This is a genomic window from Bacteroidales bacterium, assembly GCA_016707785.1.
Taxonomy (GTDB): domain Bacteria; phylum Bacteroidota; class Bacteroidia; order Bacteroidales; family UBA4417; genus UBA4417.
Window position 1 is genome coordinate 41,699 of the sequence record JADJGZ010000032.1, and the last position, 18,913, is coordinate 60,611.

The 18,913-nt window shown below is 41.4% G+C and carries 11 protein-coding genes; 7 read left to right on the plus strand and 4 right to left on the minus strand.

What is annotated here, in order from left to right:
- Positions 1-295: 295 nt before the first annotated feature.
- Together IPH84_15635 and IPH84_15640 are read right to left on the minus strand one after the other, a co-directional pair.
- Positions 296-964 (minus strand): outer membrane beta-barrel protein, encoded by a 669-nt coding sequence (locus IPH84_15635; protein ID MBK7174618.1) that lies wholly within the window; start codon positions 962-964, stop codon positions 296-298.
- A gap of 99 nt (positions 965-1,063) precedes the next feature.
- Positions 1,064-1,642 (minus strand): rubrerythrin family protein, encoded by a 579-nt coding sequence (locus IPH84_15640; protein MBK7174619.1) that lies wholly within the window; start codon positions 1,640-1,642, stop codon positions 1,064-1,066.
- A gap of 291 nt (positions 1,643-1,933) precedes the next feature.
- Between IPH84_15640 and mfd the strand changes: the two genes are divergently transcribed.
- The 6 genes from mfd (at position 1,934) to IPH84_15670 (ending at position 13,024) form a co-directional block, all read left to right on the plus strand.
- Positions 1,934-5,359 (plus strand): transcription-repair coupling factor, encoded by a 3,426-nt coding sequence (gene mfd, locus IPH84_15645; GenBank protein ID MBK7174620.1) that lies wholly within the window; start codon positions 1,934-1,936, stop codon positions 5,357-5,359.
- An 85-nt stretch (positions 5,360-5,444) separates the two neighbouring features.
- The gene (locus tag IPH84_15650) at positions 5,445-7,127 is read left to right on the plus strand and encodes a tetratricopeptide repeat protein (GenBank protein ID MBK7174621.1); all 1,683 of its coding nucleotides are present in this window, start codon (positions 5,445-5,447) and stop codon (positions 7,125-7,127) included.
- A 172-nt stretch (positions 7,128-7,299) separates the two neighbouring features.
- Positions 7,300-7,506 carry a hypothetical protein gene (locus IPH84_15655; GenBank protein ID MBK7174622.1) on the plus strand — a complete coding sequence of 69 codons (207 nt, stop codon included), beginning with the start codon at positions 7,300-7,302 and terminating at the stop codon, positions 7,504-7,506.
- 26 nt (positions 7,507-7,532) lie between these two features.
- Positions 7,533-10,430, plus strand: a complete 2,898-nt coding sequence (locus IPH84_15660) for a PKD domain-containing protein (GenBank protein ID MBK7174623.1) — start codon at positions 7,533-7,535, stop codon at positions 10,428-10,430.
- Between the two features lie 154 nt (positions 10,431-10,584).
- On the plus strand, positions 10,585-12,192 hold the full coding sequence (locus IPH84_15665) for a S8 family serine peptidase (protein ID MBK7174624.1): 1,608 nt from the start codon (positions 10,585-10,587) through the stop codon (positions 12,190-12,192).
- Between the two features lie 133 nt (positions 12,193-12,325).
- A complete protein-coding gene (locus tag IPH84_15670; GenBank protein MBK7174625.1) occupies positions 12,326-13,024 on the plus strand; it encodes an outer membrane beta-barrel protein in 699 nt (232 codons plus the stop codon).
- Positions 13,025-13,600: 576 nt separating this feature from the next.
- On the opposite strand, the gene IPH84_15675 is transcribed toward IPH84_15670, so the two are convergent.
- Positions 13,601-14,869: a choice-of-anchor J domain-containing protein gene (locus IPH84_15675; GenBank protein MBK7174626.1), complete on the minus strand. Its 1,269-nt coding sequence runs from the start codon at positions 14,867-14,869 to the stop codon at positions 13,601-13,603.
- A 55-nt stretch (positions 14,870-14,924) separates the two neighbouring features.
- A complete protein-coding gene (locus IPH84_15680) occupies positions 14,925-17,639 on the minus strand; it encodes a carboxypeptidase regulatory-like domain-containing protein (protein ID MBK7174627.1) in 2,715 nt (904 codons plus the stop codon).
- A gap of 265 nt (positions 17,640-17,904) precedes the next feature.
- Between IPH84_15680 and IPH84_15685 the strand changes: the two genes are divergently transcribed.
- Positions 17,905-18,888, plus strand: coding sequence for an endonuclease/exonuclease/phosphatase family protein (locus tag IPH84_15685; GenBank protein MBK7174628.1), 984 nt, complete (start codon positions 17,905-17,907; stop codon positions 18,886-18,888).
- Positions 18,889-18,913 lie beyond the last annotated feature (25 nt).

Here is an 18,913-nt window from a genome sequence, read left to right on the forward strand (position 1 = left end):
ATATACTATATATGCTGAAGCCGGATAGGAGATAAAGCCTGATTTAGGAGTCTTTTTCGGACAAATATATAATGTCCATTCTTTATTAATTCCAGGGAAGATTGGTTTATAATTGTAATATTAAATATGTGAACACATTCCTTTTCTGTCATATAAATAATAGCAAGCAGGTTAGGTAGTAATCTGTATACTCATTCCTGGAAGGTATGCAACAGTAAACTGATTATAATGAGACGATTAACTTTCAGTAAGTTGACAGAATCGGGAAACAATTCAGCATCGATATAAAGTGGCTTTACAAATTCTTGAGTACATAATTCACCTCAAACCCATAAGTAAAATTGTATAGTTTATAATCTCTGTGAATAGATGCCAGGGATCTTTCCATTCGGATACCAAAGACTAATTTGTTGTTATTACCAAAGAAATAGGGAAACTTTACCTGCCCGATCCATGAAATGTCATAATCTTTAAATCCATATAAAGATGCTCCATTGAGTCGCCCTGCAATTTCTGCATATTTAATCCTGGAAGAAAAAAGTTTGGAAAATGCAAACCCGGTTTCAATAGAGAAATCAAAACTTTTGCTTTTAGAGTGATAAACACTATTGGTTCCAAATAAAAGGGGGATTTCTATGTAATCAAATCTGATGGTTTCAAAGGACTGGGTAAAAAACTGGTTGATATAACCATACGTTGTTCCTTTTTGAGCATAACGTAATTCCAAAACCCCGTAGACATCAGGAGAAAAATTGGTCCGTGCAAATGCTCCGGCGGAAAACCCGGGAATTCCTGACTTCTCATAATTATAATCCCAGAATTCTTCCTTATCACCTGTCATATCAATGCCATAAACACCCGCAATCAGTCCTCCGTCGAAGGTTAGCTTTTGGGCAAAAAGTTGAATATTACTACTGAAAGTGCCCAGCAGCAAGAGGATTAATATTTGTCGTGAGAATGACATTGCCCTCTTAAATTATAACTACTAAATATACTAAAAAAAGCAAAATCCCGGCTGAAATTAACTATCATCCGGGATTTTTAATATGCAGGTGAAATTCTATTAATAATTTTCTGATTTTTCTTCGAAATAAGATTTAGGATGCTGACATGCCGGGCAATTCTCAGGAGGATTTTTCCCATCGTGGATGTATCCGCAATTTCGGCATTCCCATTGAGTGGGTTCTTCTCTTTTGAATACTTCCCCTGTTTCGATGTTCTTTAGAAGTTTGAGATAGCGTTTTTCATGCTCAGCCTCAACTTTTGCAATAATTTTAAAGGCGGCAGCTATAGCAGGAAATCCTTCTTCCTTTGCGATTTCTGCAAATTCCGGGTAAAGCAAAGTCCACTCTTCATTTTCACCCATAGCTGATGCTTTAAGGTTCTCGGCTGTTGTGCCAATAATCCCGGCTGGATAGGATGCAGTAATTTCCACTTCACCTCCTTCAAGGAATTTGAAAAATCGTTTTGCATGCTGCTGTTCCTGCCAGGCTGTTTTTTCGAAAATAGCGGCAATTTGTTCATACCCTTCCTTCTTAGCTTCTTTTGCAAAGAAAAGATAGCGATTCATTGCCTGCGATTCACCTGCAAAAGCCTTAAGCAGATTTTGCTCGGTGCGGGTTCCTTTGATGCTTTTTTCCATGGTTTTGTATATTTTATTATTGAAATTATCAGGGGAGTTGTTAAATAATTAACAATAAAAGAAAAGCTAAAATTAAGAACAAAATGGATAGTTTGAACCCATAGGATGTATATCTTTTTTACAACATTTTCACCTTTTTTAAATTTCAGACATTTGCAAAACCATGTGGGAGAATGTGCTTCCGGATGTTATAAAGAATTAATCCACTGAATCCTCAATGAAATCGTATTTTTGCTGCCAGAAATCAGCCGCCATCAGGAAAATCCTTGTTGGCGGCTTAAGTTGCTTTGCATGAACAATGAAAATGATCATATACCCGGGCGCCCCAAGTCGACAGAGAATTTAGGTGGAAAGGATTTACTGGAGCTTTATTTCAAGGATCCGTCCCTCGGTCTGATAGAACAGGCTCTAAATCCTGATGCAAAAACTGAAAGGGGATTGCCAAGGATCAGATTGTCAGGCTTTGTCGGATCTTCTGCTTCACTTTTTTCTGCTGCAGTATTTTCGAAAATTCCTGTCGTCCACTTGGTCATCCTTGCAGATAAAGAGTCGGCCGTCTATTTCTGCAATGACCTGGAAAACCTTCTTGGGGAATCTGAATTCAGTTTTCATAAGAAGCAGGTTCTGTTATTCCCCACTTCTTACAGGAGGCCCTATGAAGTTGAGAAGACTGACAACAGCAATGTACTGATGAGAACTGAGGTTCTTAAGCGACTGAGCACACGTTCCACCAAAACACTCATTGTTACCTATCCTGAAGCCTTATCAGAAAAGGTAGTCACCAGGAAATACCTCGAAAAGGCAACAATGAAACTAAAGCGAGGTGAAACCGTTGACCTTGATTTCATGTATGACCTATTGGACCAGTATGGGTTTGACAGGGTGGATTTTGTTGCTGAGCCCGGACAAGTTGCTCTGCGTGGAGGAATCATTGATGTCTTTTCCTATACTAACGATTATCCATACCGCATTGAATTTGCAGGCGACCTGGTAGATTCCATCCGAAGCTTTGACCCTGCCAACCAGCTATCCATCGACAAACTGGATCATATCACCATTGTCCCTAATGTTCAGGATCGCCAACTACAAGAAAAAAGGGAGTCGTTCCCGGAATTCTTACCACAAGGGACTATTATCTGGTTATATGACACCGCTTTTACCCTGGACCGGCTTGACCTTGAATATGCCAAAGCTCAGAAGGCATTTGAAGCACTTACCGGGGAGATGGCTCACCTGGAGCCTGATGAGTTATTCATTGGGAAAGATGCTTTTCAAAAGGTACTCACCGGGTTTCCGATCATAGAATTTGGGAAGCATTCGATGTTCCAAGCCACACTTGAACTCGAATATCATACCAGTCCCCAACCTTCCTTTAATAAAAATTTCGATCTTCTGCTGGCCAACCTTATGGATAACGCATCCAGGGGAATTAAAAACAGGATCCTGGCAGACAGTCCAAAGCAGGTAGAACGAATCTATACCATTCTTGATGACCTGGTTAAAAACCGTGACAACCAGGAAGATCTGGATGTTGCAGTTATACACCTTTCGCTTCATGAGGGCTTTGTGGATAACGACAGGAAGATCGCCTGTTACACCGATCACCAGATTTTCGAAAGATACCATAAGTTTCACCTGGCAGAGAGTTTTAGCGGGAAGCAGGCATTAACCCTTAAAGAATTGTATGACCTGAAACCGGGTGATTATGTAACACATATCGATCGTGGGGTTGGAAGGTATGATGGACTTGAAAAGATCAATAATAACGGACGCTGGCAGGAAGCGATAAGGATTATTTATTCGCATGATGACTTGCTCTATGTGAGCATCCATTCCCTTCACCGGATATCAAAATATTCAGGGAAAGAAGGTTATACCCCTTCTTTGGACAGGTTAGGTTCCAATGCCTGGAATAAATTAAAAGCCAAAACCAAGGCAAGAGTCAAAGATATTGCCAAGGATCTGATCAAGCTATATGCGCAACGGCGATCAGCGGAAGGTTTTGCTTTTACTCCTGACACCTATCTTCAGCATGAACTCGAAGCTTCCTTTATTTATGAAGATACACCTGATCAGGTAAAGTCAACGGTTGACGTGAAACGTGATATGGAGGCTCTGCATCCTATGGATCGGTTAATATGCGGGGATGTGGGTTTCGGTAAGACTGAGATTGCAGTACGTGCAGCCTTTAAAGCTGTGACCGACAGTAAACAGGTGGCATTGTTGGTTCCCACAACCATCCTGGCTGTTCAGCATTATAAGACATTTCGCGACAGGCTGAAGGAATTCCCTTGCCGCGTCGATTATATAAACAGGTTCAAGTCGCCGCAGGAACAAAAGGCAACACTGAAGGACCTTGAAGCCGGGAAAATTGATATCCTGATTGGAACTCACCGGTTGCTGAGCGCGGATATTAAGTTTAAAGACCTGGGGTTGATGATCGTAGATGAAGAACAGAAGTTTGGTGTAGCTGCAAAAGAAAAACTCAAACAGATCAAAGTCAATGTTGATACGCTTACACTAACTGCTACACCAATTCCCCGTACTCTTCAGTTCTCACTGATGGGTGCCCGTGACCTAAGTATTATCAATACTCCTCCACCCAACAGGTATCCCGTTCAGACAGAGTTGCATGCCTTTAATGAAGAGATTATAAGAGATGCTGTGATGTATGAACTCTCCAGGGGCGGGCAGGTGTTTTTTGTAAACAACCGGATTCAGAACATCATCGAAATTGCCGGACTGGTTCAGAGGATTGTGCCCGATGCCAGGATAGCTATTGGCCATGGACAAATGGACGGTCATAAATTGGAGAAGGTAATGCTGGGATTTATTGAAGGCGATTTTGATGTTCTGGTTTCAACTACCATTGTAGAATCAGGATTGGATATTCCTAATGCTAACACAATCATCATCAACGATGCTCATCATTATGGATTGAGTGACCTTCACCAGCTTAGAGGGAGGGTTGGCCGTTCCAACCGTAAGGCTTTCTGCTATTTGTTGGCTCCACCTATGAGTGTGCTGACTGATGAAGCCCGGAAACGCCTTAAAGCAATTGAGGAATTCTCTGAGATAGGCAGTGGTTTCAATATTGCCATGAGAGATCTCGATATCAGGGGTGCAGGGAATATCCTGGGAGCAGAACAAAGTGGCTTTATTACTGAAATTGGTTTCGAAATGTATCAGAAAATCCTGGATGAAGCCATTCATGAGTTGAAGATTTCTGATTTCAGTGATCTCTATCCGGCTGAGCAACAAAAGGACTTTGTAAGAGAATGCCAGATTGAAACCGACCTTGAGATATTGATTCCCGATGATTATATAGCCAATATCACTGAACGATTAAGTTTGTACAAAGAACTCGACAATACCGAGAATGAAGATGCCCTGCTGGCTTTCCAGGATCGCATCATCGACCGCTTTGGCCCTGTACCTGCAGAAACCCAGGAATTATTCAATGCCATCCGGTTACGTCGTTTAGCCAAGGAACTCGGAATGGAAAAACTTGTGTTGAAAAATGGTATCATGACCGGCTATTTTGTTTCCAATCAGGAATCACCTTATTACCAGTCTGATGTTTTTACTGCAGTTCTGCGTTATGTCCAGGCTAATCCTCGGGATTGTAAAATGAAAGAAACCCATCAGAAACTGGCATTGATATTCAGCAGTGTTTTGAATGTCAGTAGTGGACTCGACCGGTTGAGGAAGATTTGATCTTTTTTGTATATTTAATACCTTGATGGATTATCAGACAGAACAACTCAATTAGGTCTTTCATTCTCTTCTTTTTACTGGTTTGATGAAAATTACTAATAAAGATATTCACCATAGAGGCTTATTGAGGATCTGGCTTTTAACTATCAGCCTGATTGTCCTTTCTTTATTTGTGAGAGGTGGTGAAGACCCTGTTCTATCCATTGTCAGGAATATAAAAATGGCCCAGAGAGGCTCCCCGGATTCATCGCTGGTATATGCCAACCTTGCTTACCAGTCCTCATTGCTGATTGAGAATGATACATTGATCGCTAAGTCACTGTCCGCTTTGGCTAATGCATATTATTCTGCCGGGAATTCTGTACTTGCACTGGATTACTTTTTCAAATCGCTTCAATCTATTGAAGATTCCAAAGTCTATCCTGAAAGAGGACGATTAGAGTCGCTTCAGGTCCACCTCTATAGTGGAATTGGAGCCTGCTACTTCGATCTGAAAATGAAGGAGTTGGCTTTGAAGTATTTTGAAAAATCATTATCACTTATAAATGAAACCAATCGTAGCATTCCTGGTTCTTTTAGCAATCATGTTGAAATGATAATTCTTTATAATACGGGATCTCTGTATTTGCAAATGAACCAGTTTAATAAATCAGAAGAGTTTTTTAAGAAGGTGGAAAAGCTCAATCGAATCGTTAAGGATAGTTCCACAATGGCAGGGTTGTTATCGAATAATGGACTCATCCTGAAGGAAAGAGGGGAACTGGATAAGATTCTTCCACTTTTTATGCAGTCGAAGGCAATATGGGAAGCCCTGGGATCCAGTAAAGGTGCCGTAACTGTCTATAATAACATTGGTGAGTATTATATGATTATTGGAAATGAAGATGAAGCCGTTTTCTGGTTTAAAAAAGCGATCTCTATAGGTACTGAGTGTGGAGCGATGAGATCTGTTCAGCTGGCAACAGATTTTCTCACAAAGGTGTATGTTAAAACTGGCAACTTTAAGGATGCATTCCTGATGCAGCAACTCAACGGGAAATTAGCTGATAGTATTTTTAATAGTGAAAGTGTTACAAACCTAAGTAAGTTTGCTATTCAATATGAATTTGATAAGCAGATCAAACAACAGGAGAGCATTCAGCAGGAAGCCCTGAAAGAGCAAAAGCAAAAAAAACTGTTCTACCTTTTGTTGGCTGCGCTTTTCTTCCTTTTATTCATCATCCTGGGCCTTTTTCTGCTTAATCAGCGATCAAAAACTCAGAATGCACAACTGCGCAGGGATCAACTCGATCTTGAAAGCCGGAATTTAAGGCTGGAAAAGGAAAAATTGCAACTTGAACTTGAATCAAAGAGTAAAGAGTTGGCAACCAATGTTATGTATCTTGTCCAGAAGAATGAATATATCACCGATCTTGCTCAAAAACTGGCTTCCTATCGCAAACAATGGCCTGAAACAGAAGTTCAAATTTTGGATCAATTAATCCGTGATTTACATTCCAATACGAATGATAAAGTATGGAAGGAATTTGAACTCAGATTCCAGGATGTACATCAGGATTTTTATAACAGACTAAATGCCCGGTTTCCTGACCTCTCACCCAATGAGAAAAAATTAGCTGCTTTTCTCAGGTTAAATATGACATCAAAAGATATTTCTGCCATAACATTCCAATCTCCGGAGAGTATAAAAATAGCCAGATCCCGACTCAGAAAAAAGCTGGGATTGATCCAGGAAGATAATCTTATTAGTTTCCTTGATTCTATCTAGAAATTTCAGGTTTAAATTTGTTTTTAATTAAAGAGCTATTAATCAGCATAATAGATTGATTATTTTTTTAATAATATATTTATTTTTCTAGATGTTAACCTTTTGTTACCCTTGTTTTAGATATTTCTGTTAGCATTGATTATATTTTTGAACATCTATTCCAAATGTTCAGATGAATAAAAAAACGGTAACTGATTCTAACCATTCAGCGGAAGACCTGGATGTTCTCCTTCAGCAATTGAGGGAGGAGAAGGAAGCTTTGAATAAGCTGCTGCTATATATTGAGCAGAAAAGCAATTCTGGCCGCAAGCCTGGTAAAGAACCAGGTCTTGATAGTGACCAGGTTATCAATGGAATAAATCGAACCGATTCAGTCTAGAAAACTAACTTCTTAATGTTAATAACATGAAAAAACTACTTATTATTTTAATTTTGAATTGCCTGGTTTTTGCCATTTGGGCCCAGGTTCCGGCATTCCCGGATAGTACCTTCAATGGTACCGGAAGGAAGGTATTCTCCCTGGGTTCCAATGTTCTCAATTATGGAGATAATATCACCCTTCAGCCTGATGGTAAGATTATTATGACAGGGGCTACTTTTGATGGTGGGCTGGGTGGATTGACAAAACTGGGTGTTTGTCGGCTCCTTCCGGATGGAGCGTTTGATCCAACTTTTGGAGTTGGTGGAATCAGTAAGGTGGATCTTGGCACACTGGGTTATAATGGTGGATTTGAGCCTGAAATCGTCCTTCAAAGTGACGGGAGCATGTATATCAATGGTTTTACCCAGGATGGTGCAGGAACCGGCGATGATATGCTGATCTGTAAGTTACTGGGTAATGGAAATCTTGACCCTTCATTTGGAACAGGTGGGAAAGTTTGGGTGGATCTGTTTGGTGGCGGCTCACCGGATGCTGCCTATGCCATTACAACTGATGCTTCAGGCAATGTATATGCCTGTGGTTCAACACGTACTGGAGGAACGCCTTTCACAAATGATGTTGCTGTCATCAAATTATCGCCTGCCGGAGTGCTTGATCCCTCCTTTTCAGGCGATGGGAAGATGCTCCTCGATGTTAGTGGGAACTGGGACTTTGCTTATGGTATCCATGTTCTTTCCAATGGTAAGATAATTATCGGAGGCTATGCAGGTCTTCCTGCTAACTTTTTTGCCCTCCGGCTATTACCTGATGGCTCCTATGACAATTCCTTCAGTGGGGATGGGAAAGTTACTGTCGATATTTTCGGACAGAATGTTGCAGATGAAGTATGGGGAATGTCAGTGGATCCTGATGGGAAGATACTCCTGGTGGGTGATGGAATTGATGCGAGCGCAGGGAGTATTTCCAAAGGGGCTATTGTAAGGCTTACTGCTGACGGAGTTCCTGATGTTACGTTTGATGGGGATGGAATAGCCACTTTTGCCTTATCCACCTCTTACAATGTACTCAGGAGTATAACCAGGCTGTCGGATGGACGGTATGTTGCTGCTGGTGAGGCTGCTGTGAACATGGATAAGGATTATTTTGTAGTGCGTGTGATGAGTGATGGATCGCCTGATGTCTCCTTCAATACAACAGGTATGTATACCCTCGACCTCACCGGACTGGGTAATGATGATTTTGGTTATGGTCTTGCCATACAACCTGATTCAAAAATACTGGTATCAGGAAATGCAGCTATCAACGAGTTTTCTAATCAGAAATACTCCATTGCCAGGATCATGTCACCTGGTGTGCTGGCCAGTTTTTCACCTTCTTCAGATCTGATCTGTAGCGGAAACCAGGTGCAGTTTACCAGCTCTTCCATGGGGGAAGGACTTTCCTTTCAATGGACTTTTGAAGGAGGGTCTCCAGCTACATCTACTCTCGAAAATCCTTTAATTACCTATTCAATGCCGGGTATTTTTGATGTACAGCTCATCGTATACAACAGTGAGTATTCCGATACCTTATTCCTTGAAAACCTTATCGAGGTAATCACCATTCCGCTGTCACCCTCCACTCCTGCAGGATCTTCTACCACTTGCAACCTTCAAACGTATCAATATTCTGTTGATCCGGTTGCTACCGCCAACTCTTATGCATGGTCACTGGAGCCTTCAACAGCAGGTTTTCTAACACCTTCGGCCAATACGGCAACTTTTACTGCCGCAACCAGCTGGACTGGGTCTTTTACTTTGAAGGCAAATGCTACCAACCAATGTGGAACCAGCAGCTGGTCAGTGCCTCTGAATGCGACTGTTAACCATATGCCCAATACATATATGATCAATGGAACCGGTGTGTATTGTGAAGGAGGAACTGCAAGCATCACTTTATCCGGCTCAGAAACGGGAGTTGATTATGAATTATATCTTGATAATGCCCCTACGGCGAACATCCTGCCAGGAACCGGTGCCAGTCTGGAATGGAACAATATTTCCACCCAGGGATTTTATACTGTAAAAGCAAATACTGCCTTCTGCATCCAATCAATGGCAGGCCAGATCTTTGTATCAATGCTATCTGCGCCTGTTCAGCTGACACAGCCTTTAGGACCGACCAAGGCTTGTAATAATCTGAATTCCCTTTATTCAACTGAAGGAGGATCCCCCAGCGATTTATATGTTTGGACTATGATTCCAGCTGAAGCCGGAACTGTGTTAAGCAACGGAATGCAAGCAGAAATTGATTGGAGTGAGGATTATACAGGAATAGCAACATTGTCTGTCCATGCTGAAAATAGCTGCGGAGAAGGAACTGAATCAGAATCCCTCGAAATTGAAATAGGTGCGGCTACTATTCCACAAGTTACAGGATTAGAAACTGCCTGTATCGGTTGGACTTTACCCTACGAAACCACTGCCAATCCGGGGAGTTCCTATAACTGGCAGGTAACTGGAGGTACAGTTGTTTCAGGCTCCGGAACTCCACAGGTTAATATTTTATGGGGAACAGCAGGTGCCGGCACTGTAATTGTCACTGAAACCAATGCCGCAGGTTGTGATGGTTTGTCACAGACTTTTACGGTGGAGGTTGATGCCTGCGTTGGATATACTGAAATGGAATCAAAAAGAAGCCTCAATGTTTTCCCAAATCCTACCGAAGGTGCTATCACTATCGAAGGATTAAATGTACTTGATGGAAGTTCAACCCTGAGTGTACTTGATTTATCAGGAAAAGTACTGATTAAGAAGTCCCTGGCATCTGGAATTGAATCATTTGTGATGGGCGAAACCAGCTTGCTATCTTCCGGGGTTTATATTATTGAATGGATGGAAAAAGGTGTAATCCAGGGCAGGAAGATGTTCATTAAGAAGTAAGACTTTGCAGTTGTTACCGGAAGAGCAACAACGAGCTGGACTCCAACCTGGAGTTCAGCTTTTTTGTTTTATACAAACTAGCTAAATATTATTTATAGCTTTGTGTTTTCAACATCAACATAAAGTATTCATTGATTCAAAATCAGATTTTCCAATGCGAAAAATAACTATCCAGGTTTTTCTCCTCCTAATTCTATTGATACCAACGTTTACCCAGGCACAGAATTTTTACTGGGTAAGTTTCCGCGACAAGTCTGACACTGGCTTCAATCCATATGAATATTTTGATAGCAAAGCCATTGAGCGTCGAATCAGGAATGGAGTACCGATTAATGACCGCACCGACTGGCCGGTAAATGAAAATTATATTGAAACGGTTCAGCAGGGAGTTTCTACCCTGGTTTTCACAAGCAGGTGGTTCAATGCGGTGGTTGTGGGGGCGAATGAAATTCAAGCAGAGGTGATCCGTCAACTTCCATTTGTAAGTTCTGTTGAGATGTTACCTTATATGCAGACACTTCTTGCCTCATCGGTTGATTATGATACAATTCTTGATGAAGAGGATGCATCTTTGTTGTCGTGGCAACTTAAAAGCCTTCAAGGCGACAAATTTTCCGAAGCAGGCATTGATGGGAAAGGGGTAAGGATAGCCATTTTTGATGTTGGATTTCCCGGAGTAAAGGAAAATCCCGCTTTCGAGAAAATATTCCGTGAAGGCAGAGTCATTGCAACCCGCGATTTTTCAAAGAGGAAAGGGGAGGATGTTTTCTGGGGGAAAAGCCATGGAGCTCATGTTTGGTCATGTATCGCCGGGCAGGTTGGGGATATCAGGATGGGTTTGGCCACAGGTGCTGAATTCCTGCTGGCAAAAACTGAGGTGGATCGTGAGCCTTTCTCGGAAGAGCTTCACTGGATGGCAGCCGCTGAATGGGCCGATAAAAACGGGGCTGATATTATCAATAGCTCCCTGGGATATACCCAAAAAAGATATTTCCCCTGGGATATGGATGGAAAAACAAGTTATATCTCAAAAGCGGCAAATATGGCGGCAAGGAAAGGAATACTCGTGGTGAATGCAGCTGGTAATGAAGGAACCAACGACTGGGGAACCATCGGTACACCTGCTGATGCTGATAGCGTTCTGGCAATCGGAGGTATTGACCCTGAAACCGGATATCATACTTCTTTCAGTTCGTATGGGCCCTCTGCTGATAAAAGATTGAAGCCTAATGTCAGTGCTTTTGGCCATGTCATTGTTTCCGGAGAGTCTGGTTTCTCCAATAGCACCGGTACTTCCTTTGCTTCCCCATTGGTTGCAGGATTTGCAGCATGTGTGCTTCAACTCTGGAAAGAAACACCTTGTATGGAGCTTTTCCATTTAATTGAAAAATCCGGGAACCTATACCCTTATTTCGACTATGCTCATGGTTTTGGTATGCCTCAGGCAGGTTATTTTACGGGGAAGCAGGTGTTGCCACCTGAACCAACGTTTACCTTCGTTGAGTCTGAAGATTCTGTCAAGGTGATGGTTAACAATAAGCTAATTCCTTCCCAGGAATGGCAATACGATAAGTGGTCAGATGGTTCAATACTTCGTTCTAATCTTTATTATAACATTACCAATGCTAAAGGTGTTATTGATTCCTATTATGTGGTTGATGTTACGGAGGAAGAAGTACTGGTTATTGACCGAAGTGAATACCTGGAAGGGGAGACCTTAGTGGTCCATTTTGCCGGGCATACAGCTTCCATTAAACTATAATTCTTAACATTCCAACGATTAATAGTGCAGCGATCCTGCAAATAATAATAAATAGATGGGAGTTCTCATGGTAAGTTTAACAAACTATCCTCCCGAATTTCCGGAATTAATTACAGATGAAACAAGATATTTTATGAAACAATTGATATTACTCTGCCTGGTAATTATATCCTGCACTTTAACTGCCCAGGAAGTCGTCTTCAGCAAAGATGTGAAATCAGACACCCTACGGCCAACAAAAGGGCCTAATCTGAAGAAGTTTAGCCATCAATACCTTGGGATTTCGTTTCCAACTTATACGAATGAAGAATTAAATTATACCCAGCCTTTTTCATCCATGGTTGTTGATTATGGAATCAGGTACAAACGTCGATTAAATAATACATTTGCGATGGGGATGGACCTTTCAGTGAATTGGGCTGGCTACCGGATTAAGCAGAAGGAAGGTAAATCCGTTCCTGATTCTGCAATCAATAAAAAGGAGAAATTCCAGGTAAACAGCCTTACGCCAGCGTTATATTTCCGCATTAATGTAGGTAGAAGAGGTAATGTTATTGGGAATTACCTTGATTTGGGGGCGTATGGAAGCCTGAATTGGAAAACAGCTCACAAAACCACCAATAAAAATGAGAATGATGAAATGGTAAGGGTAAGCACCTCAAGGCTTTCATACATGGAGAACTACTCCTACGGTGTACTTGCCAGGATCGGAATCAATCGTTTAGCTATTTCAGCCAGGTATCGGTTAAGTGACCTATTCATAGCTTCTTCCGGGTTTCCTGAATTGCCCAGGCTTACAGCCGGTATAGAGTTCGGCTTATTCAAAAACTAACAGACTGTCTCAAATTCAAGTTGGCCTCTTTAATTTTAAATTTTTCATCTTCTTTTCGGTCAACTGCTTACACATATGGATTCAGGATTAACACTGATTCAATCTTGTAACCCCAGCCTTCAGGCTGGGGTTTGTCAATACCAAGTAAAAGCGGCCTTTAGGCCTGACTTATGGAATGAAAGGAATTAATCAACCTGTTATGAATACATTTACCTTCTTAATGGTTGTTGTTCTTGAATGAAATTTCGGGTATTGTTTCAATGAATATTGCAAGAACAAAAAGGAAACAATTTTTCTGCTCAACTTCAAACCAATCGGTCAGGCCTAAAGGCCACGGTTTTTGTTGAGCAGCATGTCCCCAGCCTAAAGGCTGGGGTTACAAGATGTATATATTTATTTATCCACTACAACTTTCAAAAATTAATTCAGGATAGCTCTGGAATTTAACCTTGTAAAAGGATGCATCCACCTCCTGATATTTTTATGTTTGAATAAAAACATACTAGATAATTTAAAAAAAGGAGGCTGTCTCAAAACTTTTGAGACAGCCTCTATTAGAATGATTCAGTTTTTTCCTTATTCAGTAACCTTAATGTTCTTCACTTCCCAGGTTGCTGATTCAGTATCAGAACACAGATATTTGAAAGCAATTCTCACATTGGCCTGACCTAAATAAGCTGATGGGATAATTACATCACCTGAGTTTATGAAAGTCCAGCTGTTTCCTGCCGGATAAGTAGGAACGGTAAGTTGTTCCCAGGTAGCAGTTGAAGGTTCACCAGCTGAATAGTTTTTAGAGATCCAAACAGTATGATTAGTGGAAACATTGGCCACATTGCCTTTATTGATGGCATGTGAGAATTTTAACATAGCCGTTGGAGCAGCAGTGAGGTTGATAGCAGGTGAAATAAGCCAGTCTTCATTCTGATGGCTTGCGCCTGTAGCGAATCCTGACATTGTAGCACCATAGCTGGCATCATATTTCCATGCCTGGGTACCAACAAGGCTAATGGTAGTGAATCCGCCTAAGCTTGCACCAAAGGTTTCTGAGAAGAAAGTCTGGGTGTTCTTAAACCCGATAATGTCATTGGTGTCGCGAATGGTGAGTTGGTATGTTGAGCCAAAAACACTGAGGATGCCCTGTATGGTGCCGCTTCCGGAAGGTACTGAAAGACTGGCGAAATTGGCAAAATTGCTGGTGCGTACAATGAAAACATCAGCATCAGGACCACCTTCTAAACCATGTTCACCATATCCATCTGTAGGAGCCCAGGTGTCACCGGCATCGGTAAAAGCAACATTCTCAAGCCTCACCAGCTTGTTCACCATACTGATGTCGAGATCTGTTGCGTCAACAACAAGTGGAACCGGTGCATTTCCGGGAAGACTATCTAGGAATAAATGGTTTTTCATCAATGTAGCAGGAAGTCTTCCTATCTTATTTTGATAAATATACCCCAATTGTGGAAGTTCATTATACTTCCCAATGTACATTCCGAAACACTTCACAAAAACACGTTGTCCAATTCTGTAGTCAGCATAAAGTGAGGTCTGGTCTACATCTATTTCTATCCCTGCGGTCTCATCCTGGATAACGATCTTCTTATAAAGGTTACCGGATTCATCATTGGCAGTTACGATACCGGAAATGATAATTGTGTCATTAATGGAATCAAGTGTGCCCGGGTGGCTGATCAGTAATTCTGCTATGGTTGAATTAGCTTTGAAATTAACTTTTGGGATATTGATGGGGGGTTCATCAAATTCACCTTTAACACAAGCAGTAAATGAGAAAGCGATTGCTGACAAGAAGAACAAAGCGCTTAAAATCTTTCTTTTATTCATGGTTAACTATATTATCGATTAAAATTGGTTTGACTGATTGAAATGTATGATCTGATTAGAACCTGAAACCTACGTTGACGAAGTAGGTACGTCCAAATGCATAGTAGAATTTGGGCGGGAATTTATTTGGATTATCAACTTGTGTACCGGTTGTATTGAAATCAATTCGGTTCTGTTCATATCCTCCGCTGATAAGATCCTGGTTGTTAAGGATATTGCTCACACTGAAGTTGATGTTGATGAAATAAGTGTTAATGCGAATCGATTTTCCAATAGATGCATCAAGTGTTAATCCACCATCCAACTGTGTTTGTTCCGTAATCACATCAATCTTGGCATCACCGGGGCCCAGCATAGCGATTGCTTTTGGAGTGCGGCGTTGCGGATTGAAATCCAGCCAGATCTTATCATAATAATTTGCATTCACATCAACGAACCAGTAATTCTTATTAAACCTTAAACCCAGGCTACTGGCAATCTGTGGACTTCCTCCCACATAAAAATTCTTGATATAAATAGTTTCGGTTGTATCGGGGAGCGAACCATTATCATAGGAACGGGTGCCTGTTGGACGATTGGTATACCTGTAATTACCGAAAGCCAGAACACCTACAACCTTTAATGTGCTGTGCACCTTCACTTCTGCACCGAATTCAATGCCCTGGTGAACCTTGTTTTCATTGGTGAGTGACATATTTACAAATGTCTTCAGGTCATCATCATAAAAACGCAATAGTTCACTGTATCCCTTAAACATCGTTTCATAAACTGTGATACGACCATTAAAGTTGGGATATCTTACCACATAGGAAATGTCTCCTGACATAATATTGAAATCAGTCATCCCAGGGGTAAGTTTTGCGGAAGTTCTTGGAGAAATATAGGCATCCCTGAGAAGGGGAGGACGATTGATATAGGCAGCATTAGCAGTGATATAATGCCTTCCACTGATCTTGTATGTGCCACCAACCTTGAAGGTATAGTTAATACTCGAATTGACTGAAGATTTCTGATAGGAATTCTCAGGGTCACGGCCATTCTTCATGTTACCGTATCTCCAATACTGGTTGCCGGAAACAGATCCACCAATGTAAACATCATATTTTGGGAAAGTGAATTGTTCAAGCACCCAAAGTTTAAGGTTATTGGAAAGAAGCTCATAGTTGTAGCCGAATTTGTCACCTTCATAGATAACACGGTTCGGATTATTCAGGTCATTCTGGAGTTTAACGGTATCAGCTTTGAAATCTCTTTGTGAGAACTGATCAATATCTACCCAAAAAGTGCCGCCAAGCATGTCATCCATTTCTTTATAATGGGTGCCTTTATAGTGTGAAATTTCAACACCGCCGCTAAGATTGCTGTTTTCACCGGTAGCATGGTTCAACCGGCTACTGATATTCCACTGATTGGTTTGATTAACGTTGTTTTCTACAATATATAAAGCCTGTTTATCCTCTAAATTAGCCAGGTAATTGGCCTGGTAGAGGGCATCCCAGTTCAGCTGACGGGTATTAACATTGGTAAGCCAGTCGTCGGCAATAGCACCACTGATAATGGGATCGACCGGAATTTTGTAATCCACCTGGTAATTTGGAAGATACCTGTAATAATCTGGTCTTGGATCCCTGGCGTTGAACCAGTTCAGTGAAGTGGTTCCGGTTGTCCCAAAGGTATAGGCTACTGAATTGGTAAGTGTTGTTTTTTCTGCAAGCTTCCAGTAATGACTGAGAATGATCATAGGTTCATTGTTTTGCCTTACCCGGGCATTCCTTTTTTCACCATTCTGGTACCCCCAGTTTGAATTGTAATAATTATTGTCAACAAGGTCATATACTTCCTGCACTGAAGCCGAACTCATTCCCCGGCGGGTAGGAGAGGCATAGGCAGTCAGGGCAATACTATGGTTTGAATTGATCTTCTTTTCAGCACCAAGGAAATAAGCATATCCATCATAAAAAGTACCTTCGATAAACCCTTCATTTCCCCATCTTTTTGATCCGGTGAAAGTGAATGCCCAGTTATTTTCCATCAACCCTGTCGAATAAGTCAGCATGAGCCTGTTGGTATAGGTCCTGTTTGACAAGGCGTAGGATAACTTGGTTTGCTTACGTTGTTTGGAAGCCCGGGTTATGAAATTGGTAGCACCACCAAGTGAGCCAATGGAGAACTTACCAGGTTCAATCCCGTTCAGATATTCACGATTCCTGAAGGCATCGTTCAAGCCACCCCATTCACCGTAAACAGCTCTTCCGGATTCTCCGTCATTAACCGGAACTCCTTCAATATAAACGTTATCATACTCCGAGTCATAACCCCGGGACCTGAAGAACATAGAACTAAAGGTGTAGGAAGATACACTCGTGAAAACATCACCTGTTGAGTGCAACAAGCCGGAAACAGCCTGATCCTTGTCATCACTTTCACCACTCAGTGTGATTTCAGTCATGCCGGATTCAGCATGTGTTAGACTAGGTTTTAGCTGTATCTTTCCAAGATCAGCTGAACCCTTGCTGGCATCAACTTCCATTGATAGCCTTTCATATCCGTCAATGGTAATCAGAAGGGTATAAACCCCTTTCTGGACATCATTGATTTTAAACTGACCTTCCGAGCCTGTATAAACAACCTTGGAGGCAGCTTCCACCTTGGCCTGGGCGACAGCAGTGCCGGATAATGCATCTGTAACCACTCCTGATAGACTAACCTGCGACCATGCAGGAGAACTCAGGATAAGAGTGGCAATTAATAAAGAGAAAAGAAATTTCATAAAGGTTTGATTAGACCTGTTGTTGGGTTTATAAGTAATTGATTTGAGCCTTTTTGATGAGGGAGTGCAAAAGAACAAAAAATATCATTTACCACACCTTTTTAATCGAATTAATTGCTGATTTTTACAACCGTTAAATTAGGTTTTATTAGCATCCGATTTTCCCTTCCTAAAAAACCTCTACATTTGTTTTTTCTTACAGTAACTCATCCCAAATACTATGTCCGTTGTTCGCACTTTTATCCTGATTTTCATCTTGGTTGTGATGAATATCTTTTCAGCCTATTCCCAGAAACAAGCCAAAGCTATCTGTATCGCATTTTATAATGTGGAGAATCTCTTTGATACCATCGATGATCCTTCCACAAATGATGTTGAATATACTCCTGCCGGTGGCAATTTATGGACATGGGATCGATACCAGGAGAAACTATCGCATATGTCCTATGTAATCAATCAGATAGGGGAAGAAGTTTTAAAAGGCGGGCCTACGCTTATCGGGTTATCAGAAGTCGAAAACCGGGGTGTTCTTGAAGACCTGATAAAAACCGATGCACTCAAAAATTCAGGATATGTGGTGGCTCATTTTGATTCACCGGATCGGAGAGGGGTTGATGTAGGATTATTATACAAAAAGAAGGATTTCGAATTGATTCATGCTGCATCAGTTCGCATGGTTATGCCTGGACAACCTGATTTCAAAACAAGGGATCAACTGGTCGTAACCGGATTGATTGACAATGATACGATTAGTGTACTAGTGAATCACTGGCCTTCGAGAGGTAATGATGAACCTTACCGGTTAGCTGCTGCTGCTGCATCCAGGGAAATCGCTGATTCATTATATCAAAGGAATAAAAACGCAATGATACTCATCATGGGTGACCTTAATGATGATCCTGTAGATCCATCAGTTTCTACTATTCTGGGTGCTGAAGGAAGGCTTAATAAGGTGAAACCCGGTGGATTGTTTAATCCGATGTGGAAGATGTTTAAAGATGGAATCGGATCCCTTGCATACAAGGATTCATGGAACCTTTTTGATCAGATTATCTTGTCGGAACCACTGGTCAGGGAAAAGACCGATAGCTGGAAACTTTACAAAACCAGGGTCTTTAATAAACCATTCCTGATCCAGAAGGATGGCCAATATGCCGGATACCCTCTGCGTACATTTGCCGGAGGCGCTTACACTGCAGGATATAGCGACCATTTACCTGTATATGTTATCCTTGTTAAGGAAAAATAAATTTCAGCACCACACAAGTCTATCA